This window comes from Arthrobacter endolithicus (assembly GCF_026627425.1).
Taxonomy (GTDB): Bacteria; Actinomycetota; Actinomycetes; order Actinomycetales; family Micrococcaceae; genus Arthrobacter_M.
The window spans coordinates 130,456-155,937 of the sequence record NZ_JAPNLH010000004.1 but is presented as its reverse complement, the minus strand read 5'-3'; the positions used below and the strand labels follow the sequence as shown (position 1 = coordinate 155,937).

Genomic DNA, 25,482 nt, shown 5'->3' with positions numbered 1-25,482 from the left:
CGGTGCCGCCTCGACACAAACGCCGACGGGAGCCCTCACGTCATCCGGGGAAAAATTGCGCTCAGCCGGCAACGTCGAATGGCAGGAGGGGCTCTTGCGCTCCGGCCAGGCTGGCACTGTGTGCGGTGATCCGGCGCATGTAGTGGCGGCGGCACAGCGTTTCATAGCCCACAGCCGCAGCACTGGTGCCGTCGTCGGCTACTCCGCCCCCTGGAACGTCGGCGCCCAGGCCCATCTCAACGTCGCCGACCGCCACCTGCGCGCCCTCAACCACCATGGCCCCGTCCACGGTCCGCGCGTTCTGAGTGGCGCGCCGGCCGCACCAGCACAATGCCTCCAGCTGGGGTATCTGCACGCGGTCGGCCAGCTCAATGAGCCGTTGGGAGCCGGGAAAGAGCCTGGTTTGGAAATCGGTCGCAATGCCAAAGGCGAAGACGTCCACGTTCATCTCGTCCACGGTGCGAGCCAATTGTTCAATTTGCGCGGCGGCGTAGAACTGCACTTCGTCACAGATAAGGTAGTCGATCCGCTCCCCGCGGGTGCGCCGTCCGACAACCTCGGCCCATAGGTCCGTCTGAGGGTCCACCTCCAAGGCAGCGCTGCGCGGACCCAGCCGGCTGGAGATCACCGATACTCCAGCGCGGTCGTTGCAGCTGAAGAGCAGCCCACTGCGGCCGCGTTGACGGTGGTTGTGGTCCATTTGCAGGGCCAGGGTGGATTTCCCGCAGTCCATGGTGCCGGAGAAGAAGACCAGTTCAGCCACGCCTGCGCCCGCTCCTGCCGCTGGCAGCGCTCATGGGAATCTGCAGCAGTGGGACCTCGCGCTCGACCTTCGTGAGGGACCCGTGCTGGCCCACCACTTCCATGGCCGAACTGCGCACTCGGCGCAGATCGTAGAACGCTATGGGCTCCCTGGCCGCAATCAGCACGTCGCCGATCCGGCCCAGCACCTCCGGCCGTACAGTGCCGAAATAACCCGCCCGGACGGCCTGCTCGCGGGTCAGCACCCAGGCCTGCTTGCCGTAGCGCCGCAGCCAGGCTTCAACAAGGCTGTCCCGTACCTGGTCGCCGGCATCCGGTTCAAGGTACAGATGGACCATCCGCGGCTCTCCCGCCGTGTGTCGAACACCAGCAACCAGTTCGCGCTCGGCAGAGAAATCGATGCGAGCGTGCTCGGGGACGTCCAGCATCCCGTGGTCCGCGGTCAACAGCAAAATCGTGTCCGACGGAAGCTGCGCCGCCAGACGCTTCATCGCCGCATCCAGCTCTTCAAGCTGGTGTTCCCAGGCAGCGGACTGGCAGCCGTGGCCGTGGCCGGCCTTGTCCAACTCGCTCCAGTAGAAATAGAGCAGCATGTTCTCATTGGCCGTCAACAGCTCGGCCGCTGCCGCGGTGCGTGCGTGCGGCGACGTGGCAGCGGTGAATTCGCTCCCGCGCAAGGCCGCGCGGGTCATCGGCGAATCGGCAAACTTGGGCAGGCTGACCGTCGCCACCGGAATTTTCCCGCGAAGCCGTTCAAAAATGGTGGGAAAAGGCTGCCAGGCAAGCGGATCCACACCCGCATCCCACCCGCCCAGCAGGTTTACCACCTTATCCTGCGCCGGATCCAGCACGTCGTACCCCACCATGCCGTGCTGACCGGGGGCGACGCCGGTCCCCAGACTGGTCAGCGAGCTGACCGTGGTGGACGGAAAGGAAGCGCTAAGCGTTGCCATCCTGCTGTCGGGATGCGTCATGACCGAACGCAAGAAGGGCGCATGCGCGGCCCGTTGGGCCAAGAGCGCCTTGCCCAGACCGTCCACCAGCACTACACAGATCCGGCGGGAAGACGGAATCTTGAGCGGATTCGTAAATCCCGGCACACCGAGGGCAGCGGCACTGCTGGTCAGGACTTCGCCAACGGTACTACGCCCGTACCCGGGGGCCTTGGGCAACGACTCCTGGGCCGGCATGTCCGCTCCGGGCTTGAGCGCAGTGGACACTGCTTGTGCAGGTGGCATCCCACCAGTCGACGGCACGCCCTAGCGCCGGTCGTGCCCGCGATTGAGCTTGTACCCCAGCGAGGGGAACCTGCCCCGTTCGACGGCGTGCGGCTCCCCTGCGGACGAGGCGGTGCCGTGGGCAGCGGCGGGTGACACGGCCGCTGCGGTGCTGATGCTGCTGGTATTGACAGCGCGCAGGGAGCGGGCAAAAGACTTGGCATCCTGCACTGCCTGCAGCCCGTCCGCCTCGGCACTGATCCGCAGGGCGATGTCTTCCTGAGCGACGGTGCCCGTGTAGCCGTGATCCGCGTCGCACTGTGGATCTGCGCAGCCGGCGGGGCCGATGTCGATCCGTTGGCCGCCGGACCAAGCGATGGAAACCGTCAGCTCCCGCACCGGGTCGGACGGCTTGTAGTTTTGCGGCTGGGCATACAGGTAGCTGAGCACCACGGACTTAATTTGGCTCACTGGCACAGATTCAGTGGATACCTGCGCCACCATCTGTTCGCCCTCGTCGTCGAGCTGCTGATCGTCCACGTGGGTGATTACCAGCATGTCCTCGGTGAGCACCAGCACGGTGATGTGGCGGTGCACTTCGGTCCGGTCAAAATGGGTTTCCAAGTGGACTAGATGTGCCAGGCACGACCGCCCGTCCAGGGCATCCTCGACCACGTCAGCGACCAACGGCGGGTAAAAGCCAGCCCGTTGCAGAGCCGCCTCGAGGTCATGGCCTTGGGCGGCGTGCGGCGCCGTGGTTCCGAACGAGTTCATGGTTCCATTTTCACAGATCCGCCGCCCGCATGCTAACCGGTTCAGGAGACCATCGCACGGCGTGCGCTGTCCGTCCGTTGTGCAGGGTTTCCGATCCGCACGTCGGCGGCGAGGATCTGCAGTCCGTTATGCCCGACCAACACCGGATTGAACTCAACCAGCGCAATCTCCGGGTGCTCGTCCTTCAGTACGGCCAGCCGGGCCAGCAGGTCCTCTAGGGCGGCAATGTCTACCGGCGGCAGGCCCTGATAGCCAAATAATTTGCGCGCCGCCTGCGGGGAGCGCACCAGGTCCGCCACGTCCGTCCCGGTCAGCGGGGGCACTCGATGAGCCCAGTCCCCCAACAGATCAACGGCATCGCCGGCGAGTCCGAAGGAGACAACCGGGCCCAGCAACGGGTCCTCAATGGCCCGCAGTGTGCACGACTGACCCACAGCTGCCATGCTCTGGACTTCCATAGCGAAACTTCCGAATGGCTGGAGCACCTTGGCCATCTGCGCGATGTTCAGCCGCAGCGAAACGGCGTCTTCGATATTCAGTCGCACCCCGCCCAGGTCCAGGCGATGCCGCAGGATGGCATCGGTCGTCTTCAAGGCCACCGGCCAGCCCAGTCGCTGTGCCGCCGCCACCGCCTCATCCGGCGTCTGGAAGGGTACGGATTCCAACACCCGGATGCCATAGTGCGACAGCAGCTCCGCGCCTACACCAGGGTCAAGGGTCACCAGGGCATCCCCTACGACGCCGTCCAGCAGGCCCTCCAGCGCCGCCGTGACCGCGTCCGAATCGATGTGCTCCGGTTGCGCAAAAGCCACCTGTTCGCGCTGGCGCCACTGTGCATAACGGACGACGGCGGCGAGCGCCCGAACGCCGTTGGCCGGGTTTGAGTAGCACGGCAGGCCCCGACCGATCAGTCCCTCGACATAGATCGAAGGATCCAAAATCCCGGTAAACGCCGCCACGACCGGCTTGCCCGCTTCCTGGCCGCAGTCAAAGAGCAGCTGGGCAATCGCTTCAACGGTCAGGCCACGGGCGGGCAGCAGAGTCACCACGGCGGCGTGCACTGTGTCCCGGCGGAGCTCAGCGAGCAGGCGCCGCCGCAGGATGGGAAGTGCCACGGACTGGCCACTGTCCAGCTGCAGATCCGCTGTGATGGAACAGGCGTGAAGCCCATGCGCCTGCGCGGAATCCGCAACCACTTTACCCAAGGCCAGGGAATTGCTGAACACGGCTATGCCCGGCCCGGCCGGCAGCGACTGGCGATCCACGATCTGCGCCACATCCAGCAGTTCGTCGATTGTCTCAACTCGAATGACACCGGCCTGCCGCAGCATCGCATCCAACGCGCCTGGTGGAGCTGCGGTGGTCCGAACCGCGTGGCCGGGCGGCAGCACCAGCCCCATCACCTCTGATTTCGCCACGATCACCGGCTTGCTGCGCGCCAGCCGGCGGCAGATCCGGGAAAACTTCCTGGGATTCCCGATAGATTCCAGATACAGCCCGCATGCGCGCGTCTGCTCATCGTCTTCCCAATACTGCATCAGGTCATTGCCGGAAACGTCGGCCCTGTTGCCAGCCGAGAGCATGCTGGAGAGTCCGATGCGTCGTCGGCTGGATGCGGCGTACAGCGACACCCCGATGGCTGCGGACTGGCTGAACAAACCCAGGCCACCGCGGCGCGGCAGCGAAGGCGCCATCGAGGCGTTTAAGGACACGTCGGGATGCGTATTCGCCACGCCGAGCGATGCGGGTCCGATTACACGCATCCCGCTCGCCCTGGCCTGACGCACAAGCTCGCGCTGGCGCAGCAGGCCGCGGGCGCCGTCGTCCGCGAAACCTGCGGTGGCCACCAGCAGTCCCTTCACCCCCGCGGCACCGCATTCAGCCACGACCTTGGGCACCTGATCGTAGGGGACGGCGATGATGGCCAGATCCACCGGCCCGGGAATATCGCCGATACTGCCGTAGGACATCAGGCCGGAGAGCTCCAGCGCCTCGGGATTGACCGCGTGGACCGGACCGTTGAACCCGCCCTCCACAATGTGCTCCAGCAGCTGGTTACCCAGGCTTCCCCATTGCCGGCTCGCGCCGATCACGGCCACGGAGCGCGGCGCCAGCAGCCCGGCCACGCTCCGGGCCTCCGCCCGGTGTTCCCTGGATTCCATCACCGCCCGCGATTTCTGCGTCGGATCGATATCGAAGGCGAGGGAAATAACACCGTCGTCAAAGTGCCGGTGGACTTCATATCCGGCCTCGGAAAAGACCGCGAGCATTTTGCGGTTCTCCGGCAGAATCTCCGCGGTGAATTTTCGGATTCCGTTCTCCCGTGCGGCGGCGGCCAGGTGTTCGAGCAGGATGGAACCAAGACCGCGGCCCTGATGGCGGTCGGCGATATTGAAGGCGACCTCCGCCTGCGCCGGATCGTCCAGCCGGTCATAACGGCCGATCCCGAGGATTTCGCCGGAGATAGTAATCACCAAGGCAACCCGGTCCCGGTAATCAAGTTCGGTAAAGCGGTGCAGCTCTTTGTCGGTCAACCGGGACTTATAGGTGAAAAAGCGCAGATAAATCGAGTTCTGCGACTGCCCCAGATGAAACGTCTGCACGGCGTCGGAATCGGTGGCGGACATCGGCCGCAGATGAGCGGTCCCGCCGTCGCGCAGCACGACATCGGCCTCCCAGTGCTCCGGATATTCGGCCCTCTCGGGCTGTTCCACCATAGACTCACTGTACCTAGTCCCTGCACCTTCCCCAGTAAGGAACCCGTTTTCCCATGGCCAAGCGCCAACCGCCTGCCGATGACTTCGTCGAAAAAATCATTGACATTGATGTTTCCAGTGAAATGGAAGGGTCATTTCTCGAATACGCCTATTCGGTCATCTACTCGCGCGCCCTGCCCGACGCGCGGGACGGCCTGAAGCCGGTGCAGCGCCGCATTCTGTACATGATGAGCGAGATGGGCCTGCGTCCGGACCGCGGCCATGTCAAGAGCGCCCGCGTAGTTGGGGAGGTGATGGGTAAGCTGCACCCACACGGGGACACCGCCATCTACGACGCCATGGTGCGCATGGCGCAGGACTTTTCGCTGCGGCTGCCACTGATCGACGGGCACGGAAACTTCGGCTCGCTCGACGACGGACCGGCAGCCCCGCGCTATACCGAGGCACGGCTGGCGGCCGCCGCCCTGACGCTGACCGACGACCTGGATGAGGACGTCGTCGACTTCATTCCCAACTACGACAACCAGCTGACGCAGCCCGAGGTGCTGCCGGCCGCCTTCCCAAACCTCCTGGTCAACGGTGCCAGCGGCATCGCCGTCGGCATGGCCACCAATATGGCCCCGCACAACCTGGGCGAGGTCATCGCGGCCGCTCGGCATTTGATCGCCCACCCGGAGGCAAGCCTGGAAGACATGATGGTCTTTATCCCCGGGCCGGACCTGCCCAACGGCGGCCGGATCGTAGGTCTGGACGGCATCCGCGACGCCTACGCCACCGGACGAGGTTCCTTTAAAACCCGTGCCAAGGTCGAAATCGAGCAGCTCTCCGCGCGCCGTACTGGACTGGTGGTCACCGAACTGCCGTATCTGGTGGGACCGGAAAAGGTCATTGAAAAGATTAAGGACGCCGTCACGTCCAAGAAATTGCAGGGCATCAGCGACGTCATTGACCTGACAGACCGTAACCACGGGCTGCGCCTGGTCATAGAAATCAAGAACGGCTTTAATCCCCACGCCGTGATCGCGCAGCTCTACCGCTACTCCCCGATGGAGGATTCCTTCGGGATCAATAACGTCACCCTGGTGGATGGCCAGCCCCAGACACTCGGGCTGTTGGACCTGCTGCGGGTCTATGTGGCCCACCGGCTGCAGGTGGTCCGGCGCCGGACGTCCTATCGGCTGGGAAAGAAGAAGGAGCGGCTGCACCTGGTGGAGGGTCTGCTGATCGCCATCGTCGATATTGACGAAGTGATCCAGATCATCCGCTCCTCCGATGAGGTCTCCGCGGCCCGGGAGCGCCTGATGGCGATCTACGATCTGAGCGAGATCCAGGCCAACTACATTCTGGAACTCCGGCTGCGCCAGCTGACCAAATACTCCCGCATTGAGCTGGAAAAGGAACAAGAAGAGCTGCTGCGTGAAATCGCGGAGCTGGAAGCAATTTTGGCCTCCGAACAGCGCCTGCGGGACCTTGTCTCCGGCGAGCTGGGCGCCGTTGCGGACAAGTACGCCACCCCCCGGCGCACGGTGCTGCTCGAATCCGAGGCGGTGGCCCCCGGCGTTGCCAAAGCCCTGGCCGCGGTCGACGGCGGTGCCGGGCTGAAGGGAAAAGCCGCTCCACTGGCGCTGGAGATCGCCGATGACCCCTGCTGGGTGATCCTGAGCGCGTCCGGACAGATTGCCCGCACCGCCCATCAGGAGCCCCTGAACGACGGCGGTCCGCGCAATAAGCATGACGTCTTCCGTTCCGTGCTGCGCACCAGCGCGCGTTCGGAAATCGCGGCGGTTACCTCTGCCGGACGCATGCTGCGGCTGCAGGTGCTGGACATGCCGGCGCTCCCGCCTACCACCGCTATGCCCAACATGGCCGGCGGTGTCCCCGCCAAGGAATTCCTGACGCTGACGAAGGGTGAAACGCTCGTCGGGTTCACCCCGCTCAATGAGGTCATCGCCCTGGGCACCGAGCAGGGAGTCATCAAACGCGTCTCGCCGGAATATCCGCTCAACCGCGATGACTGGGAGGTCATTGCGCTCAAAGCCAGGGACAGAATCGTCGGTGCAGCGCCCGCGGGCGAGAACGATGAACTCGTCTTCATCACCGAACAGGCGCAGCTGCTGCACTTCCCCGGCTCCAGCGTCCGCCCGCAGGGCCGCACCGCCGGCGGGATGGCCGGCATCAAGCTGCAGGCCGGAGATTCGGTCATCAGCTTTACGGTCGTCACAACTGAAGGCGGCGGCGCACCTGACCCAGCCGCCGTCGTCGTCACCATCGCCGGCAGCTCCGACGCCCTACCCGGCACCGTCCCCGGTTCGGCCAAGGTAACGGCATTCGCCGAGTACCCGGCCAAGGGCCGCGCCACAGGTGGAGTCCGGGCGCACAGATTCCTCAGGGGTGAGGACCGCCTGCTGCTGGCGTGGGCCGGGCACGGACCGGCCAAGGCGGCCTCGGAGACCGGCGTGGCCCGTGCGTTGCCCACCGAGCACGGGCGCCGCGACGGCTCCGGAATCGTGCTGACCCAGGCCATCGATGCGATCGGACCCAGCCAGACCGCAAGCGAATGACGCGAAAGCGAGCCCGCGTTCGCGGGTGTGCCTAGACTGTTGCCATGATCATCACTCCGGACACCAAAGACTGGACCTGGGTGTGTGCCCGTCCCTGCCCCGAATGCGGCTTTGAAGCAGCCAGCACCACACCCGCGACGGCGGCAAGCGCCTTACCGGAGCTGCTGCCCCGCTGGCACATGGTCCTGCGCCGGCAGAACGTCGCCGAGCGCCCGAATGAGACCACCTGGTCCGCGCTGGAATATGCCTGCCACGTCCGTGACGTCTTTGGCCTCTTCGACCAGCGCCTGGAGCTGATGCTTGCGGGCGACGACCCGGAATTCGCCAACTGGGACCAGGACCAGGCGTGCATCGACGGGGATTACAACGGTTCGGACCCCGCGGAGGTCAGCGCAGCCCTAAGGGATGCCGGCGAGGAAATCGCCGAGACTTTCGCCGCCGTGTCACAGGACCAGTGGCCCCGGACCGGGCGGCGCAGCGACGGCAAGTCCTTCAGCGTAGGGAGCCTCTCGGGGTACTTTTTGCACGAGGTTGTCCATCACCTGCACGACGTGGACGGCTAAGCCGGCCGCAGCAGCCCAATCCGCCTCGGCGGGGCACACCCAGGCGGCGCACACCCAGGCGGCGCACACCCAGGCGGGGCACACCCAGGCGGCGCACACCCAGGCGGCGCACACCCAGGCGGGGCACGCCTTGGCGGCGCACGCTGCGCACGCTGGCTCTGCGCTCCGTCCGGCCCGTAACCTCAGACTGCTCAGGCCGCTCCCACGGTCAGCCGGGTCCGCAGTCCCAGGCCGCTTCCCGCACTGCTTGTCTTCCCGGTCAGCCGGGCTCGCAGTCCCAGGCTGCCGAGCGGTGCGTTGGCCGGAATCCCATCCGCTCGTAGAGACCAAAGGCTCCGGAGGGGTTCTCCGTGTCCACATCCAGAGTCGCGTAATCCATCCCGGCTGACTGGAAGCGTTCCATCGCATCAGCCAGCAGCGCCGCAGCAATCCTGCGGCCGCGCCAGGGCCGGCGGATGCCCAGCAATTCCGTGTAGCCTTCGTGCCGTCCCCGCGTGTTGAGAGGGTCCGGGTCGTAACTGGCCAGTTGGTACCCCACCACCTCCCCCGTGCCGCGGTCCACGGCAATGGCACTGAAGTCCGGACGTGCCAGCGGGTGGTTAACCATGAACCCCCAGGCCTCCTCATCGCGGGGTTCAGAGCCCCAATGATCGGCAAACGCCTCGTTATGTGCAGCCCGTACTTCTTCGGATCGTTCGGGCGTGAAAGGAAGCAGCTCAATCCCGGCGTCCAACGCGACCTGGGGAATGTCACCGGCCAACGGCCTCACCATCTCGGTGAAATACCGCACCGGCCTAAATTCCGCTCCGGAGAGCAGAGCACGTTCTGCCGCGTTGTCCTCCTGGGAATGAGCGCGCACCACCACCGGTGCCTGGCTATCCCCGGCAAAACGGCACTTTGCCTGGGCCAGCTGCCAGCGCAGTACGGCCGAACCGATTCCCCGACGCTGCCACAGCGGGTCCACACCGCCAAAGGCATAGGCCTTGGGCCCCCCGTCATTTTTGGTCACTTGGCCGTAGGCGCGAGCAGCGCCCTCGCTGTCCAGACCGATCACCGTATTGACGGCCGGATCGTTCTTGCTGCTGGCAAAGACCTGCTCCAGGTCCGCACGCTGGTCATGCCAAGGCGGTTTCTCGGCCGCCGCAATCCGTTCAATCAACGCCAGCCACTGGTCAATATCTGCGGACGTGATGGCGCGGAACTGCAGATTCGCGGCTGCCGGCAGGGCAACACGGAAGGATTCGCTCATGCCGCCAGCCTATTGTGACCGATTGCATCCCGCCAAAGGCCCATCGCGATCGCACAAGCGGGACCCGGTCATCCAATGTGCCGGTGCGCTGGACAGATGCCCTGGGAATTTCCACGGCATCCGTCCAAATCCATGGCAGAGCGCCCGCCATGCATGCCGCTCAGACACCCACCAAAGCCTGACAGGTGTTGGCCAACGCTATGGCAGCGACGGTATCGTCACTGCGTCCGGCACGGCCACCGAGTTCCAGCCGGAGATCCCCGGGATCGCACACCGCTGCGTCGTGGGTGACCAGCACAACCGCTTTGTCCCGCAGAGCCCGGCGCAAATCGACCATCAATGCGGCCGCCGATTCGGCGTCCAAATGCGCCGTTGGTTCATCGAGCAGCAGGATGTCTGCACCGGTGAGCAGTGTCCGGGCGACCGCGACCCGCTGGCGCTGGCCACCAGAGAGGTGGCTGCCCTCGGGGCCGAGCCGGGTGTCCAGCCCGCGCGGGAGCTGGCGAAGTAAAGTACCGAGGCCGACGGCGTCGAGCACCTTGACCAGCTCGGCCTCGGTTGGTTCATCGTCCCGTGAGCGGGCCAGCAGCAGATTCGCCCGCAGCGAGGAGTCGAAGAGGTGTCCCTGCTGCGGGCACCAGGCGATCCGGCCTGTGGAGGTACAGTGCCCCTCCACAGGTGCCAGAAAGCCGAGCATCACGGCAAGCAGAGTGGATTTCCCGGACCCCGATTCCCCCGTCACCGTGAGCCATTCGCCGCCGCGTACGGCTGCGTCCAGCCCGCTGAAAACTGATGCGGCAGAATCCGGCCAGCGGGCCGTGACGCCTGTTAGCCCAATACCGGGCGTTTCGGAACCGCGGCGGGAATGCACCGCCAGCATCACCGCGGGCTCGGCAACTTCAGCGACGATGTGCCCGGCTCCGGGCTCGGGCGCAAAGTCATCGCTGAAGCGGGCCAGCACCGTTCGCAGCGCGGGCCAGAGCTGCACTGCGGCGCTGACCGGTGCAAACGCGTCCACGAGGGAGAGATTCAGCAGCACCAGCGCGGCCAACGCCTCCACCGGCAGTGCCCCGGCCGCGACCTGTCCGGCACCTATAGCGAGCATGCCGAAAGCGCCTACGGCGGAGAGCAGAACCAACAGTCCCTGCGCTGTTCCCTGTGCCCGGGCTGCCCGCTGCACCGCCGCCGTCGCCTCGTGATCGTCCCGGCGCAGCTCATTCAGCAGCGGTCCTTCCGCGCGATTGACACGCAGATCCGCCGCCGCGCCAAGCAGCACGCTGACGGTGCGGATGACGGCGGAACGGTGCCGATGTTCGGCAACGCCGGCTCGATTGTCGGCCCAGAGGGCGACGGCCGGGGCCAGCAGCACGGCACCGGCGAGCACCACGAGCTGGAGCGGCACGGCGGCAGGCAGCAGCAGCGCCGTCGTCGTTATGACCGCAGCCGCGGCCAACAGACCGGCGGCAGGGGGCAACACCACCCGAGGTGCCAGATCACGCACGGCATCGAAATCCCCGATCAGGTGATCCACCGCGCCGTCACCGCGCAGCAGCGAACGCCGGGATAGCACGCGCAATGCGAGGGATTCCCAAACGCGCACGCGCAGACGGGTCAGTGACGCGAAGACCGCATCGTGCAGCCAGAGTCGCTCGCAGTACCGGGAAAGTGCCCGGAGCAGCCCAAAGAACCGAACGCCCACAATGGCGACGAGCAGATACAGAATGGCCGGCTGCTGGCTGGCGCGCACGATCAGCCAGCCGGAGAGAGCGGTCAGTGCAAGGGCCGCCAGCGTCGCCACGGCGCCGGCGACGACGGCGAGCAGGAACCGCGGACGCCACGGTTCCAGCACGCCGACCAGCAGTTTCAACAGTCGTGCGGTGCCAACCTTAAGGCCGCTGCCTGCCGAGGCAGGAGTGGTCGCTGCGTCACCGGCAGAGCCGCTCCAACCACGGGGGATGCCCGGGGCTGCCTCCCCCGAGACGGCGAGCGGCAGGCTCGACGTTTCCTCACTGCTCACGCTGACGTTTGCGGGGGCGGCGGCGGAGGCCGCCACGGAGGCATCAACTGCCGCTTCGGCGGCAGCGTCAGCGGCAGCGTCAGCGGCAGCGTCAGCGGCAGCGTCAGCGTCAGCGTCAGCGTCAGCGTCAGCGTCAGCGTCAGCGTCAGCGTCAGCGTCAGCGTCAGCGTCAGCGTCAGCGTCAGCGGCAGCGTCAGCGGCAGCGGCAGCGTCAGCGGCAGCGGCAGCGTCAGCGTCAGCGCCAGCATTAACGTCGTCCGTCCGCAGGCCGCGGGCATCGAGGTGGACCACGTGATCGGCGAGCGCGAGCGTGGATTTATTGTGCGCCACCACAATAATGGTGACCCTCCCGCGGAGGTCACGGATGGTCCGCTCGATGCTGCGTGCCGTGAGAGCGTCCAGATGGGCGGTGGGCTCATCGAGGAGGAGCACGGTGGCGCCCGCTTCAATCCGTGCCAACGCCCGGGCCAGCGCAAGACGCCGCAGCTCCCCCGGGCTAAGCTCCGCCGGGTGCCGCAGGGCCGCATATGTGAGACCCACCCGGGCCAAGAGCATATCCGCGGTCCCGCTGGCCGACGCTTCGCTGGGCACTGTCTCGCTGGGCACTCTATCGCTGGGTCCTGTCTCGCTGGTCACTGTCTCGCTTCTCGCGGTTCCGCTGCTCCTTGTAGTTCCAGCCGCACCGTAGATTTCCACCTCCGCGCGCGCGGTCTGCGCCACGGTGGCGGGATGCTGCGGCACCCAGGCCAGGCGGTCGGGGTCTATCCCGGTGATGCTGCCGCTGACCCGGACCCCCGAGGCGGCAGCGGACGTTCCCGTCGTTTCGTTCGCAAGCGGCGCGACAATTTCGTTCTCAAGCGGCGCGACAATGCTGGCCAGCACGTGCAGCACGGTGGATTTTCCGCAGCCGCTCGGACCTGAAATGGCGGTGATCTGCCCCGCGGGGGCCGTGAAAGTCAGCGCCGAGACTGCCTCAGTGTTCCGGTCCGGATATCCGACATGCAACCCTGCGACGCCGACCTCCGGAGCCCGCGGGTCTACAGAAGCCCGCACGCTGCCGCCCTGAGCATTGCTGTCAGCCAGCTCGTCGCCGTCGTCCTGAACGACACAATCAGCCAACGTGCCGCCGTCCCTTGAGTCCGTCAGCCGCGCCGACTTAATCGCCTGCCGGGACAGCGGCACCGAACCCGGAGCGGCCAGAATTCCTTCGGCCCGTGCCAGCGCAACGCGTCCGTCTTCGCTGGCATGGTGCGCGGTGCCCAGCTCGCGCAGCGGGAGGTAGCACTCCGGCACCAGAATGAGCACCAACAGGCCCGTTTCCAGATCCATCGATCCCTGCACCAGCCGCAGCCCAATGAAGACGGCGACGACGGCGACCGAGAGGGTAGCGATCAGTTCCAGTGCCAGCGCGGAGAGGAAGGCCACCCGCAGCGTGCCCATCGTGGTGCGGCGGTAGTCGTCAGCAACCCTGCGCAGCGCCTCGGTCTGCGCCCTGGCCCGGCCCAGTCCCACCAATACCGGAAGCCCCTTCGCCAGTTCCACCAGATGATTGGACAGCCTCGACAGCGCACCGGCCGCGCGTTCCACTTGGTCCTGGGTGTGCATGCCGATCAGCGCCATGAACAACGGCACCAGCGGAACCGTGAGGACAACTATCACCGCGCTGACCCAATCGGCCAGCAGCACCCTGGCCCCGATCAGCAGCGGCACGGTGGCGCACGCCAGCAGAGCGGGCAGAAACTGTGTGTAGTAATTGTCCATCGCGTCCAGCCCACGCGTGGCCAGCACGGTCCCGGCGCCCTGTCCGCCGGAACCGTGGCCACCGTCCTGCACCATCCGGGCGGCAAGTTTTAGCCGCAGGTCTTCTTTGGCACCGGCCGCTGTCCGCCGCGCCACGACGGCGATGCCCCAGACCGTGGCCGCCCGGGAAAGTGCCGCGGCTACGCCCAGCAGCAACGCTCCCGGCAGACTCCCGGGTGCCGAGATCAGGGCGGCTATTCCGTTCACCACTGCCTGCGCCAGCAGCACCCACGTCAGTGCCTTTAGCGCGCTCAGCAGGCCGAGCAGATACAAGGTCCGCTGCGAACCGGTGGGCAATGGCAGGCGCTTTGGCACAACCACGTTAGACCCGTCCCACGGCGGGCAACACATCATGCGTGGGCGGCAGATGGGACGAACTGACCCGTTTGCGGAAGACCCAATAGGTCCAGCCTTGATACGCCAGCACCAGAGGGATGCCCACACAGGCGACGATGCTCATCAGCCCCAAGGTGTAGGGCGAGGAGGAAGCGTTACTGACGGTCAGGTCCCAGTCGTGATTCAGGGTGGACGGCAGGACCACCGGGAACACGGAGCCAAAGAGTGCCGCACTGCCGGTCAGGAGGAAGACCCCCAGTCCCAGGAAGCTCCAGCCTTCCCTGCCCTGTCGCGCCAGCCGCCACGCTGCCACGGCGGCTACCGCGGCCACCGCAACAAGCAACCAACTGAACACCTGGCCATGCCGGTAGGTCACCAGCACCACCCAGACCACCAGCGGCAACAACCCCACCGGCAGCCACCGGGTAACCAGGCGTTGGGTCCGGTCACGGATGTCCCCATCGGTCTTCAATGCCAGGAACGCGGCGGCGTGCACCAAGGAGAAGCCGACGACGGCGAAGCCTCCGAGCACGGCGTACCAACTAAACCAGGCGAAAGGCCCTCCCACCCGGTCACCGTTGGCGTTCAGCGGCAGGCCGGTGGTGGTCAGCGCGAGGGCGGCACCAATGCCGAAGGCGGACACGAAGGACCCGAGAGCGATGGCCCAGTCCCAGCGGTTGCGCCACTGCTCTGTATTGACTTTGCCCCGGTATTCAAAGGCGACCGCGCGGAAAATCAGTCCTAGGAGCACAAAGACCAGTGGAATATACAGGGCGGAAAAGAGCGAGGCATACCAGAGCGGGAACGCGGCAAACATGGCCCCTCCGGCGGTGATCAGCCAGACTTCATTCCCGTCCCAGACCGGTCCCACAGTGTTGAGTAGGACGCGGCGCTCGGTGTTATTCCGGGCGAACAGCTTCATCAGCATTCCCACGCCGAGATCGAATCCCTCCAGAAAGAGGTAGCCGGTCCAGAGCACGGCAATCAGCACAAACCAGATAGTCGGCAGTGTCTGCATATCGGTGTCCTTTGTGTGTGGAAAGTCGGGTGCGGGCGGTCAGGATCAAGGCGTTCAGAACGCTTGGCCGTCAGCGGCAGCGCGATCGTAGGCAAAGCAGTCAGTAGGCAAAGCAGTCAGTAGGCAAAGGCAAGGACGTCATCGGTGTCCCCGGCGCCCCCGCCGGACGCTCCGCCGTTGTGGTCGCCGTCGTTGCTCTTCTTGCCTTGCGCGCCGTGCGCCAGTTCAGGCATCGCGGCGGCGACCCCACCGCGGACATAGCGGAACAGCAGTTTCACCTCCACCACCAGCAGCACCGCATACACCGTTCCCAGCGCCACCAGCGAGAAGATCAGCTCACCGGCGGATACTCCCGGCGAGACTGCTGCAGCGGTGAACATGAACACCTGGTCGATCCCGGTGAACTGCGGATTTGGCGCCACCACGAACGGTTGCCGCCCCATTTCAGTAAAGATCCAGCCTGCCGCGTTGGCTCCGAACGGCGCGAGGATGCCGAAGACCGCCAGGCGCATCAGCCACTTCGACTCCGGCACGGTGCCCCTGCGCACCAAGACCAAAGCCACCAGCGCGGCCAGTGCGGCCAGGCCGCCAAACCCGATCATCATCCGGAACCCCCAATAGGTCACCGCCATCACCGGAACGTACTGGATTTCCTGGCCGGCCCGGTCGCCGTAGATGGGGTTATCCGGCAGAGTTTTGCCGTATTTCGCCTGATATTCCGGCACCAGGGTATTGACGCCCTTGATATCCGTGGTGAAGTCGTTGTGCGCCAAAAAGGACAAAATTCCGGGAACCTCAATGACGGCGGTGACGTCGCTGCAGTTTTTGCTGCCCGGATCTCCAATGGAAAGGACGGAAAAACTGGTCCCGTCGTGGCAGGCGGCTTCCGCGGCCGCCATTTTCATGGGCTGCTGTTCAAACATCAGTTTGCCCTGCATATCCCCGGTAATCGCGGTGCCGGCAAAGGCAATCATGGCGACGACGGCGCCGATCCGCAACGATCGCAGCCAGACGGCGTGGTCAGTCTTGTCCCGGCCGGGAATTGTCGCGGACTCTCCGACCAGGACCCGTCCCTGGCCATCCACGGTGTCGATCCCGTCGCGGCGGCGGCGCCAGAGGTGGTACCAGGAGATCCCCAGCAGGAAACCTCCCGCGACTGCGACGGCCCCGGTGAGGGTATGCGGGAAGGCAACCAGCGCCGTGTTATTGGTGAACACGGCCCAGGCATCCACCATCCGAGGGCGTCCATTGACGATTTCCACGCCAACCGGATGCTGCATCCAGGAATTGGCTACCAAAATGAAATAAGCGGAGACCACCGAACCCACCACCGCGGTCCACAGACACGCAAGGTGGATGCGGGCCGGAAGCTTCTTCCAGCCGAAGATCCACAGGCCCAGGAAGGTGGATTCAATGAAGAACGCCAGCAGCGATTCCATCGCCAACGGCGCTCCAAAGACGTCGCCGACAAAGCGGCTGTATTCGCTCCAGGCCATGCCGAACTGGAACTCCTGCACCAGTCCCGTGGCGACGCCCATGATGAAGTTGATCAGGAAGAGTTTGCCCCAGAATTTCGTCATTCTCAGGTACTCTTCTTTGCCCGTCCGGTGCCACAGCGTCTGCAGCAGGGCCACCAGCAGACCGAGCCCGATGGTCAGGGGAACCATCAGGAAGTGGTAGACCGTGGTGATGCCGAACTGCCACCGTGCGATGTCCAGCGCTTCCATCGTTTACACCTTCAGGTCCGGGTACATGAGATTTCTACACTACGTAGAAAACCTTATTTCTACCAACTGTAGAAACTTTCGTCCGGACCCTGTAGATTGAGACCAAGACAATTGCATCCCACGACCTAGAAGGATCATTGATGGCCACATTGGGGGAGCTTGAACGAGCCGTTATGGATCTACTCTGGGAACACCCTGAGGCCATCACCGCCAACGCCCTGCGGGACCTGCTCTCGCAACGCCCGCCCGCAGTCGCCGGGGGGACCGACACGAAGGAACTGGCTGTCACCACGGTTCTGACCGTGCTGTCCCGGCTGGAGAAGAAGGGACTGGTGGAACGTGAGCGAAGCATCCGCCCGCACCGCTACCGCTCCGTCACCAGCCGCGCCGAGCATACCGCTGAGCTGATGCTCGAGGTGCTCGGCTCCGCCCCTGACAGGGAGGCCGTGCTGGCGCGCTTTATCGGGACTGTCACCGACGGCGAGGCCACCACACTGCGCAAACTCCTCGGCCGGGGCTAAGCCACGGGCCGCCGTCGAGCGCACTAATCCATGTTCTGGACCTCGTGGTTCCTGGCCATCCTCGCCGTCATCCTCGCGTGGCCGGTTCCGCTGGTACTGGCGCGGGCCCGATGGACCGCCCGCTCCCCCTTCAGCGCTATGGTCCTCTGGCAGGCAATAGCCCTTGCCGGCGGACTGTCCATGATCGGGGCCATGCTGGTATTCGGCCTGGTACCCCTCGGCGGGAACCTTATCTCCGGGCTGAAAAATCTGCTGGGCATCATGCTGGGGAGAACCTCTGGCGCGCAGCTGGAGTTCTGGCACGCCTTCGCGCTCAGCGCTGCAGCGCTCCTTTTTGCCCACCTCGTATTCACCCTGCTGCTCACCTATGCACGGATTCACAAGCAGCGCCGCCGGCATCGGGAATTGCTGGAGCTGCTCAGCTCTCCAGCCACCGGAAGGCCGGGCACCGTGGTCATTAGCCATGACGTGCCGGTAGCCTACTGCCTGCCCGGCGGCTCCCGGTCCATCACTGTCCTGTCCGACGGGCTGATGAATCTGCTGGAACCGGACGAATTACGGGCGGTCCTGATTCACGAAAACGCGCACCTGAGCCAACGGCACCACCTGCTGCTCTGGGCCTTTGCCGGCTGGCGCTCGGCCCTGCCGTGGCTGCCCACGTCCCGGCTGGCGCAACGCTCCGTCAACGCGCTGATTGAAATGCTCGCCGACGACGTGGCGCTGCATTCGGTGGACCGGGCTACCTTGGTCAAGGCGATCGCCCTAGTGGCCAGTGGCCCGGCACGGCTCGCGCCCATCGAACTGGTCGACGGCGGCGGAGACCGCATCGATACGCCGGAAACGACGTCGGCGCGGCTGGGCCGGTTGCTTAACCCGGCTCCTGCTTTGCCGCGTCCGGTGCAGACTTTGGTGCTGGTCGGCTCGGTACTGCTCTTGGCTGTACCCACTGCCCTGCTGACGGTACCGGGGCTGCTGGGTTAGCAGTACCGGACCGGTAGCCGGGCTAGAGGTACCAGGGAGCGCCTAGGCTAGATTGGTGGGATGGCAACTTCCGTCGTTTGGCTCCGGGACGATCTTAGGCTGGCCGACAACCCGGCCCTCAGTGCAGCTGCCCAGCGCGGGGGCAAAATTGTGGTTCTCTACGTTCTCGACGAACAGTCCGAGGGGATTCGTCCGTTGGGCAGCGCCTCGAAATGGTGGCTCCATCATTCACTGGAGTCTCTTGCGGCGCAGCTGGCAGCCGTCGGAGGCACGCTAATTCTCCGGCGTGGCTGTGCCAGGGACGCCGTCCTTGACGTCACTGCTGAGGCGGAAGCGGACGCCGTATTCTGGAACCGGCGCTATGGATTGGCGGAGCGTCGGGTCGACGCCGCTCTCAAGGAGGAGCTGGCTGATATCAACATTGAGGCCGCAAGCTTCCAAGCCAACCTGCTCTTCGAACCGTGGACCATCCGGACAGGCGCCGGTGGGCCCTACAAGGTTTTTACTCCGTTTTGGCGCGCCTGCAGCAATGCGGAAGAACCACGCGGGCCGCTGAGCGCCCCGGAATCGCTTCGCAGCCCCAACGTCGTCTCGGAGCCGCTGGCCAACTGGAAGCTCCTCCCCACTGCCCCGGACTGGTCCCCAGGTCTAAGCTCGGAATGGACACCCGGGGAGATTGGTGCCCACCAACGGCTTGCGGACTTCGGTGATCGGCAGGCCAGGGACTACGCCACGGATAGGGACTTTCCTGCCATTGAGGCCACGAGCCGGCTGTCACCGCATCTGCGCTTCGGAGAAATCAGCCCGTTCCAGATCCGGCACGCATTGCGCGGACTTCCTGCCGCCGCTCACAAAGACTTGCAGGTCTTCCGCAGTGAACTCGGCTGGCGCGAATTCTGCTGGCACCTGCTCTATTTCAATCCGGACCTGGCCACTGCCAATTACCGCCCGGAGTTTGACCAATTTGCCTGGGCTTCCCCTACCGCACCGGACGCTTCGGCCGAACTCGCAGCGTGGCGCAGCGGCCGCACCGGTTATCCGCTCGTGGATGCCGGAATGCGCCAACTCTGGCAGACCGGCTGGATGCACAACCGGATCCGGATGGTCACCGCCTCATTCCTGGTGAAGAATCTACTGCTCGACTGGCGAATCGGTGAACAATGGTTTTGGGACACCCTGGTCGATGCGGATGCGGCGAATAATCCAGCGAACTGGCAGTGGGTTGCCGGCTCCGGGGCTGATGCTTCGCCCTACTTCAGGATCTTCAATCCCGTGACGCAGAGCCGCAAGTTCGATCCGGACGGGCTCTACCTCCGGCGCTATGTGCCGGAGCTCGCTTCCTTCGGAGCACGGTCAGTCCACGAACCGTGGAAGACCCCGGACATTGCCGGGGACTATCCGGCGCCACTGGTGGAACTCGGCCCCTCCCGGCAGCGCGCCTTGGACACTTATGCCGCGCTGAAGGAGGGCCAGTAGGCTCCGAGCAGGCCGTGGGCTTCCCGACCGATCGGGCCCTCAGGCGTCGATCTGCTCCCGGTCAAGAGACGCACTGCCGGCGATAATGAAGTCTTTACGGGGTGCAACATCGGAGCCCATGAGCAGTTCGAAGGTCTTCTCCGCCATTTCCGCGTTTTCGGCAGTGACCCTACGTAACGTCCTGTGCCGCGGATCCATCGTGGTCTCCGCCAGCTGCCCGGCGTCCATCTCCCCGAGGCCCTTGTAACGCTGAATCGGTTCCTTGTACCGTTTCCCGGACTTTTCCAGCGAGGCAAGCAGCGCGTGCAGCTCCTGCTCGGAATAGGTGTAAATCATCTCGTTCGCCTTAGCCCCGTGGTTGATTACTTCCACACGGTGCAGGGGCGGAACGGCCGCAAACACCCGCCCGGCATCGATCATCGGCCGCATGTACCGGAAGAACAAGGTCAGCAGCAGGGTGCGGATATGCGCGCCGTCGACGTCGGCGTCGGTCATCAGGATCACTTTTCCGTAGCGCGCGGCTTCCGGCACAAAGCTGCGCCCCGATCCGGCCCCGACGACCTGAATCAGGGCAGCACACTCGGCGTTGGAGAGCATGTCCCCAACCGAGGCCTTCTGCACGTTAAGGATCTTCCCGCGGATCGGGAGGAGAGCCTGGAAATCCGACGACCGGGCAAGCTTGGCCGTACCCAGCGCGCTGTCTCCCTCGACGATGAACAGCTCGCTGCGGGCCGTGTCGTCCGTACGGCAGTCCGCGAGTTTGGCTGGAAGCGAGGAAGTTTCCAACGCATTTTTGCGCCGCTGTGTTTCCTTGTGCACACGGGCCGAGATCCGGGATTTCATCTCGGAAACAACTTTTTCCAGCAGCTGCGCCGACTGTGCCTTCTCGTTTCGCTGCGATGAGTTGAGCTTGGCGGTCAGTTCCCGCTCCACCACCTTGGCCACGATGGTCCGCGCCGCGGGAGTGCCCAGGATTTCCTTGGTCTGACCCTCAAACTGCGGCTCTGCCAGACGTACCGTCAACACAGCCGTCAGGCCGGCCTGCACGTCGTCTTTCTCGATCTTGTCGTTGCCGGCCTTGAGCTTGCGGGCGTTAGCCTCGATGACCTTGCGGAACGTTTTGAGCAGTGCCTGTTCAAAACCTTCCTGATGCCGGCCCCCTTTGGGCGTGGAAATGATATTGACGTAGCTGCGCACTGTGGTGTCGTAGCCAATCCCCCACCGCATCGCGATGTCCACTTCGCAGTCGCGTTCCACCTCGGTACTTTTCATGTGTCCGTCCGCATCCAGGACGGGAACGGTTTCCTTGAAGCTGCTGGTGCCGTGGATCCGCCAGATATCGGTTACCGCCGGGTCCACGGCGAGATAATCGACAAATTCTGAGAGTCCGCCGTCGTGCTGGAAGACCTCTTCATGCACTTCCAGTTCGCCGGGCGTTCCCGGCAGCCGCCGCTCATCGCGGATGGAAATACGTAGCCCTGGTACCAAAAAGGACGTTTGGCGGGCACGATCGGCGAGCTCCGAATAGGAAAACTTCGCGTCCGGCGTGAAAATCTGCCGGTCCGCCCAATACCGGATCCTGGTTCCCGTGACACCGCGCTTGGTGCTTCCAACAACATCAAGGCTGGAATTCTCTATGAAGGGCTCAAAAGGCGCGGTGGGGCTCACACTGCGTCCGGTGTCCTTGAAGTGTCCCGGCTCGCCGCGGCGGAAGCACATCTGGTACGTTTTGCCGCCACGGTCCACCTGGACATCCAGACGTGCCGACAGCGCATTGACCACGCTGGCGCCAACACCATGAAGTCCGCCGGAGGCGGTATAGGAACCTCCGCCGAACTTGCCACCGGCATGGAGCTTGGTCAGTACCACTTCGACGCCGGTCAGACCGGTCTTGGGCTCCAGGTCAACAGGTATTCCGCGGCCATCGTCGTGGATTTCCACCGAATTGTCGGGGTGCAGGATCACCTTAATGCTCTGACCATGGCCAGCTAGAGCCTCGTCCACGGAGTTGTCGATGATTTCCCATAGACAGTGCATCAGTCCACGGGAGTCGGTGGAGCCGATGTACATCCCGGGCCTTTTCCGAACAGCTTCCAGCCCCTCCAGCACAGAGAGGTGACGGGCGGTGTACTCGGAACTCGGTGGGGTCACGTTCGGCAGACTCCTTTAGGCGGTGCTGGTTCGGGCGGTGCTGGTGCAGGGTCCCGCCGGGGAAAGCGGACCACTGTCTAGGGTATCGCCCACCATGGCCCGGCTGGTGCAGGCGTGCCGGGCCGGGCTCGGTGCATCAATGTTGTGCCGCCGACGACGACCGCACCCGGGTCCTCCCAGCCCGACACGGCTACGCGGTCAGCGAAAGTTAACCCAACCTGACGCCCGACGGCTACGAATAGTGATTGGATGAATGTACAGATCTACTAAGGAGGCCATCATGACAACAGCTGTAGCCAGCCGCGAATTGAACGCCCTGGACCGCTGCGACCGCTGCGGAGCTCAAGCATATGTCCGCGTTGTGCTGGAATCCTCCGGCGGTGAATTACTCTTCTGCGGGCACCACGCCCGCGGTGTCGAGCCCACATTGAAGCCGCTTTCCTCACAATGGCAGGACGAGACGGCCCGCCTGCATCAAAAGGACCCCGTTCTGGTCGACGACTGACAAAGTTCCTGGCCAGCCGGATAGTCAAACCTTAAATCCGGTATAACTGAGCAACTTTGGGAATAAAGCACAGGAAGGGCCCCTCCACTGGAGGGGCCCTTCCTGTCGCCATCGGTCCTGTCCGGTCAGGACCGGTCCGGTATTAGTCCAGGTAGTCGCGCAGTACCTGAGAACGCGACGGATGACGTAGTTTGGACATCGTCTTAGATTCGATCTGCCGGATACGCTCCCGCGTCACTCCGTAGACCTTGCCGATTTCGTCTAAAGTCTTCGGCTGTCCATCGGTTAGACCGAAGCGCATGGCGACTACGCCGGCCTCACGCTCGGAGAGGGTGTCCAACACCGAGTGCAGTTGCTCCTGCAGCAGTGTAAAGCTGACGGCGTCGGCCGGGACCACGGCTTCGGAGTCTTCGATCAGGTCACCGAACTCGGAGTCCCCGTCCTCGCCCAACGGGGTATGCAGCGAGATGGGCTCCCGGCCGTACTTCTGAACCTCCACGACCTTTTCCGGCGTCATGTCCAACTCGATGGCCAACTCTTCCGGAGTAGGCTCGCGGCCCAAATCCTGCAGCATCTGCCGCTGTACGCGGGCCAGCTTATTGATGACCTCCACCATGTGCACCGGGATGCGGATGGTCCGGGCCTGATCGGCCATGGCGCGCGTGATCGCCTGACGGATCCACCAGGTGGCGTAGGTGGAGAACTTGAAGCCCTTGGTGTAGTCGAACTTCTCCACCGCACGAATCAGGCCCAGGTTACCTTCCTGGATAAGGTCCAGAAATAGCATCCCGCGGCCGGTGTAACGCTTTGCCAGGGAAACAACCAGCCGGAGGTTGGCCTCGAGCAGGTGGTTCTTGGCCCGCTTGCCGTCGTGAATGACCCACTGCAGTTCGCGCTTGAGCTTGTCATCGATCTTGGTCTTGTCTGCCGCGAGGTCAGCCGCAAGCTTCTCCTCGGCAAAGAGTCCGGCCTCAATACGCAAGGCGAGGTCAACCTCCTGCTCCGCGTTGAGCAGCGCGACCTTACCGATTTGCTTCAGGTAGTCCTTCACCGGGTCCGCAGTGGCACCTGCAGACATGACCTGTTGGACGGGTGCGTCGTCGTCATCGGCATCGGAGTAGACGAAACCGCGCCCCGTCTTCTCAGGCACAATCTCGACGGTCTCAGTGTTTGTATTGGTCCGCGACTCGTCATCGTCAGCGGTCGCCGCGTCCTCGGTCTCGTGATCCTGAGATCCCTTTGAGGCCCTTCCGCGGGTGGCTTTGGCAGGGGCACCGGCAGGTTTAGCCTGGCGTCCGCGGGCCTTTGGAGCGGCATCCTCGCCATCAGAGGAGGCTGCCTTCTTTGCGGCGATCGTGGCGGCACGCTTCTGCGCCGGGGAGAGTGTGGCGGAGGCATCGGAAACCTCATCTGCAGTAGCAGATTTGACAGCTTTGCTGACGGTGGCAGCGGCCGTACGGGAGGCACCGGTTTTCACTGCAGGAGCCTTCTTCGGGCCAGCTGCAAGGGGTGCCGAGGCATCAACCTCGGAAGTAACAGAGTCATTGCTCTTGGCAGTGTCAGACACAGAAAACCTTTCTTGCGGCGGTCTGTGGAGTCACCTACGGGCAACACCACTATGACCCTGTCAAGTCCGCGATGTTGTACACACACCATCGCAACCTGCAGAGTCACCAGTTATAACTACCAGCAAGCCGACATTGTTCCCGTCGGTGTGAGGAGTTTCCCCGGCAACTGCACGTTACAAACGCAATGGAGGTGAATCACGGACCCAACCGGGTCGCGGCTTCCAGTCTCTCACGATAATTCACTGCGAACGATATCCTTCCCGGCCGTTGGCTGGAATCCGGGCCGTCCTGCGCCAGGAAGTGCGCCGGTTCCGAGCCCAGTTACAGATACAGCCGCGGCTGATCAGTTCCTCCAGGAGCACCGCCAGTGGGTAGCCGCCGACCTCCCGCAGTGCCAACTGGAGGAAGGCATCCGCGCTTGAACCGCGTCCCCGGCACCATTGAGTCCACGCCAACATAGTCAGGACGGCCGCCCGCGGCTCGGCAGTCCCCGACCGGGACAGGTAGGTCAACAGCTCGTCCGCCGCATCGAGCTTTTTCCAATCCGGGTCGCTTGATCCCTCTCCCATGAGGATTGGCCCGAAGTCCTGGACGGCCACATCCTGCCCATGGGCATCCTGCAATCTGCTGAAGCTTCGCCGCAGTACATCCTGCTCGTTCCGGCTGGGTCTCCTGGTCGCGGGCCTTGCCACACCATGCTCCGAGTCAGTGAGCAGGCCACAGGCCAGGGCCCCTTCGAATGCCAGCCGGGCATTGACACTAGCCAGGACCAGTATTGAGTCCCGGACGGTCACGCTTTGCAACGATGCCAGCAGGTAGCCAGCAGTGGATGCGTTCGGCGGTTCCGGCCAGCGAAGAAGTGCCAGCTCCCAGGTTTGGAGCACTGCCACGAACTGCTCCTGTTCCCGCTCCCGCCCCGCCAGCACTGCGTGGTGTTGGTGCACTTTCCGTTGCACGGCCGCCACGTCAACATCCGAAGGGGTCACAACTGCGGAGCCCGCCCGGTCTGCGGGATCCACCAGTGCACTGCCACGAAAAACCAATTCCGCATTCAAAGCGCTATTGGTAATGTCTTCCAACGGACGCCCAGGCCAGCCGCAGCATGCTCCGTCCATACAGAGGTAATTGCGCCAATACTCGGGCCCCAGATACCACTTCTCCCGCACCGGCATACCCGCCTGGGCCAAAGAACGGTCCAGCATTCTGATCATCTCCCGGTACGGAGTACGTCCCTTCAGCTGCCAGTCAGTTCCGCCAAAGATGGCCAACAGCACACCGTCGGCGGCTTCGTCCGCGCCGAGTGTGGAGCAGATGTAATCGGCGAACTCGCGCAGCCCAGCGTCCCCGGGCCGGGGAAGATCCACACGGAGGGTGGCGCCGACGCTCCCGGCGGCCAGTGTGAGGCAGACCAGGCTGTTGGTGGGCCAGTAGCCCACCGCATGCGGTATGTAGCTGAGAATATCTTCTCCGGAGCTGATGGAAAGGCGCTGTTCGGTAGTCATGGTTTAACTGTCCGTCCGCCCTGCCGCCGCGCCCAGA

At 64.4% G+C, this 25,482-nt stretch carries 17 protein-coding genes; 6 read left to right on the top strand and 11 right to left on the bottom strand.

Translation table 11 applies throughout. The features are described 5' to 3' along the window. Positions 1-61: 61 nt before the first annotated feature. Genes OS914_RS05175 through OS914_RS05160 form a run of 4 tightly spaced genes read right to left on the bottom strand, consistent with a single transcriptional unit; the run spans position 62 to position 5,470 of the window. Complete coding sequence (locus OS914_RS05175) at positions 62-763, bottom strand: thymidine kinase (RefSeq protein WP_267544997.1); 702 nt, start codon at positions 761-763, stop codon at positions 62-64. Beyond that, positions 756-2,000, bottom strand: coding sequence for an alkaline phosphatase family protein (locus OS914_RS05170; RefSeq protein WP_420713867.1), 1,245 nt, complete (start codon positions 1,998-2,000; stop codon positions 756-758). The genes OS914_RS05175 and OS914_RS05170 overlap by 8 nt, the downstream gene beginning before the upstream one ends. Before the next feature lie 21 nt (positions 2,001-2,021). Next, the gene (locus tag OS914_RS05165; protein WP_267544996.1) at positions 2,022-2,753 is read right to left on the bottom strand and encodes a DUF5998 family protein; all 732 of its coding nucleotides are present in this window, start codon (positions 2,751-2,753) and stop codon (positions 2,022-2,024) included. Between the two features lie 41 nt (positions 2,754-2,794). Continuing rightward, positions 2,795-5,470: a bifunctional acetate--CoA ligase family protein/GNAT family N-acetyltransferase gene (locus OS914_RS05160; protein ID WP_267544995.1), complete on the bottom strand. Its 2,676-nt coding sequence runs from the start codon at positions 5,468-5,470 to the stop codon at positions 2,795-2,797. A 53-nt stretch (positions 5,471-5,523) separates the two neighbouring features. Here OS914_RS05160 and OS914_RS05155 point away from each other — a divergent pair, with 53 nt between their 5' ends. Together OS914_RS05155 and OS914_RS05150 are read left to right on the top strand one after the other, a co-directional pair. Continuing rightward, positions 5,524-8,031, top strand: a complete 2,508-nt coding sequence (locus OS914_RS05155) for a DNA gyrase/topoisomerase IV subunit A (protein WP_267544994.1) — start codon at positions 5,524-5,526, stop codon at positions 8,029-8,031. A gap of 44 nt (positions 8,032-8,075) precedes the next feature. Continuing rightward, a complete protein-coding gene (locus tag OS914_RS05150) occupies positions 8,076-8,594 on the top strand; it encodes a DinB family protein (RefSeq protein ID WP_267544993.1) in 519 nt (172 codons plus the stop codon). Positions 8,595-8,853: 259 nt separating this feature from the next. Here OS914_RS05150 and OS914_RS05145 read toward each other — a convergent pair whose 3' ends face one another. The 4 genes from OS914_RS05145 to OS914_RS05130 all read right to left on the bottom strand — a co-directional run bounded on the left by OS914_RS05145 (position 8,854) and on the right by OS914_RS05130 (position 16,741). Continuing rightward, on the bottom strand, positions 8,854-9,843 hold the full coding sequence (locus OS914_RS05145) for a GNAT family N-acetyltransferase (protein WP_267544992.1): 990 nt from the start codon (positions 9,841-9,843) through the stop codon (positions 8,854-8,856). 160 nt (positions 9,844-10,003) lie between these two features. Continuing rightward, complete coding sequence (gene cydD / locus OS914_RS05140) at positions 10,004-13,975, bottom strand: thiol reductant ABC exporter subunit CydD (protein ID WP_267544991.1); 3,972 nt, start codon at positions 13,973-13,975, stop codon at positions 10,004-10,006. Positions 13,976-13,982: 7 nt separating this feature from the next. Then, a complete protein-coding gene (gene cydB, locus OS914_RS05135) occupies positions 13,983-15,014 on the bottom strand; it encodes a cytochrome d ubiquinol oxidase subunit II (RefSeq protein ID WP_267544990.1) in 1,032 nt (343 codons plus the stop codon). Positions 15,015-15,130: 116 nt separating this feature from the next. After that, the gene (locus OS914_RS05130; RefSeq protein WP_267544989.1) at positions 15,131-16,741 is read right to left on the bottom strand and encodes a cytochrome ubiquinol oxidase subunit I; all 1,611 of its coding nucleotides are present in this window, start codon (positions 16,739-16,741) and stop codon (positions 15,131-15,133) included. Positions 16,742-16,881: 140 nt separating this feature from the next. On the opposite strand from OS914_RS05130, the gene OS914_RS05125 reads away from it, so the two are divergent. The 3 genes from OS914_RS05125 to OS914_RS05115 are packed head-to-tail and all read left to right on the top strand — an operon-like array spanning position 16,882 to position 19,719. Next, positions 16,882-17,262, top strand: a complete 381-nt coding sequence (locus tag OS914_RS05125) for a BlaI/MecI/CopY family transcriptional regulator (protein WP_267544988.1) — start codon at positions 16,882-16,884, stop codon at positions 17,260-17,262. 30 nt (positions 17,263-17,292) lie between these two features. Continuing rightward, positions 17,293-18,243: a M56 family metallopeptidase gene (locus OS914_RS05120; protein ID WP_267544987.1), complete on the top strand. Its 951-nt coding sequence runs from the start codon at positions 17,293-17,295 to the stop codon at positions 18,241-18,243. Between the two features lie 60 nt (positions 18,244-18,303). Next, positions 18,304-19,719 (top strand): cryptochrome/photolyase family protein, encoded by a 1,416-nt coding sequence (locus OS914_RS05115; RefSeq protein ID WP_267544986.1) that lies wholly within the window; start codon positions 18,304-18,306, stop codon positions 19,717-19,719. A gap of 39 nt (positions 19,720-19,758) precedes the next feature. Here the strand turns inward: OS914_RS05115 and OS914_RS05110 are convergent, their stop codons facing one another. After that, positions 19,759-21,870 carry a DNA gyrase/topoisomerase IV subunit B gene (locus OS914_RS05110; protein WP_267544985.1) on the bottom strand — a complete coding sequence of 704 codons (2,112 nt, stop codon included), beginning with the start codon at positions 21,868-21,870 and terminating at the stop codon, positions 19,759-19,761. A gap of 280 nt (positions 21,871-22,150) precedes the next feature. Here OS914_RS05110 and OS914_RS05105 point away from each other — a divergent pair, with 280 nt between their 5' ends. Then, complete coding sequence (locus tag OS914_RS05105) at positions 22,151-22,375, top strand: DUF7455 domain-containing protein (RefSeq protein WP_267544984.1); 225 nt, start codon at positions 22,151-22,153, stop codon at positions 22,373-22,375. Positions 22,376-22,517: 142 nt separating this feature from the next. On the opposite strand, the gene OS914_RS05100 is transcribed toward OS914_RS05105, so the two are convergent. Both OS914_RS05100 and OS914_RS05095 read right to left on the bottom strand, forming a co-directional pair. After that, entirely contained in the window at positions 22,518-23,942 is a 1,425-nt protein-coding gene (locus OS914_RS05100; protein WP_267544983.1) for an RNA polymerase sigma factor, read from the bottom strand. A 240-nt stretch (positions 23,943-24,182) separates the two neighbouring features. Next, positions 24,183-25,445 carry a DUF4192 domain-containing protein gene (locus OS914_RS05095; RefSeq protein WP_267544982.1) on the bottom strand — a complete coding sequence of 421 codons (1,263 nt, stop codon included), beginning with the start codon at positions 25,443-25,445 and terminating at the stop codon, positions 24,183-24,185. Positions 25,446-25,482 lie beyond the last annotated feature (37 nt).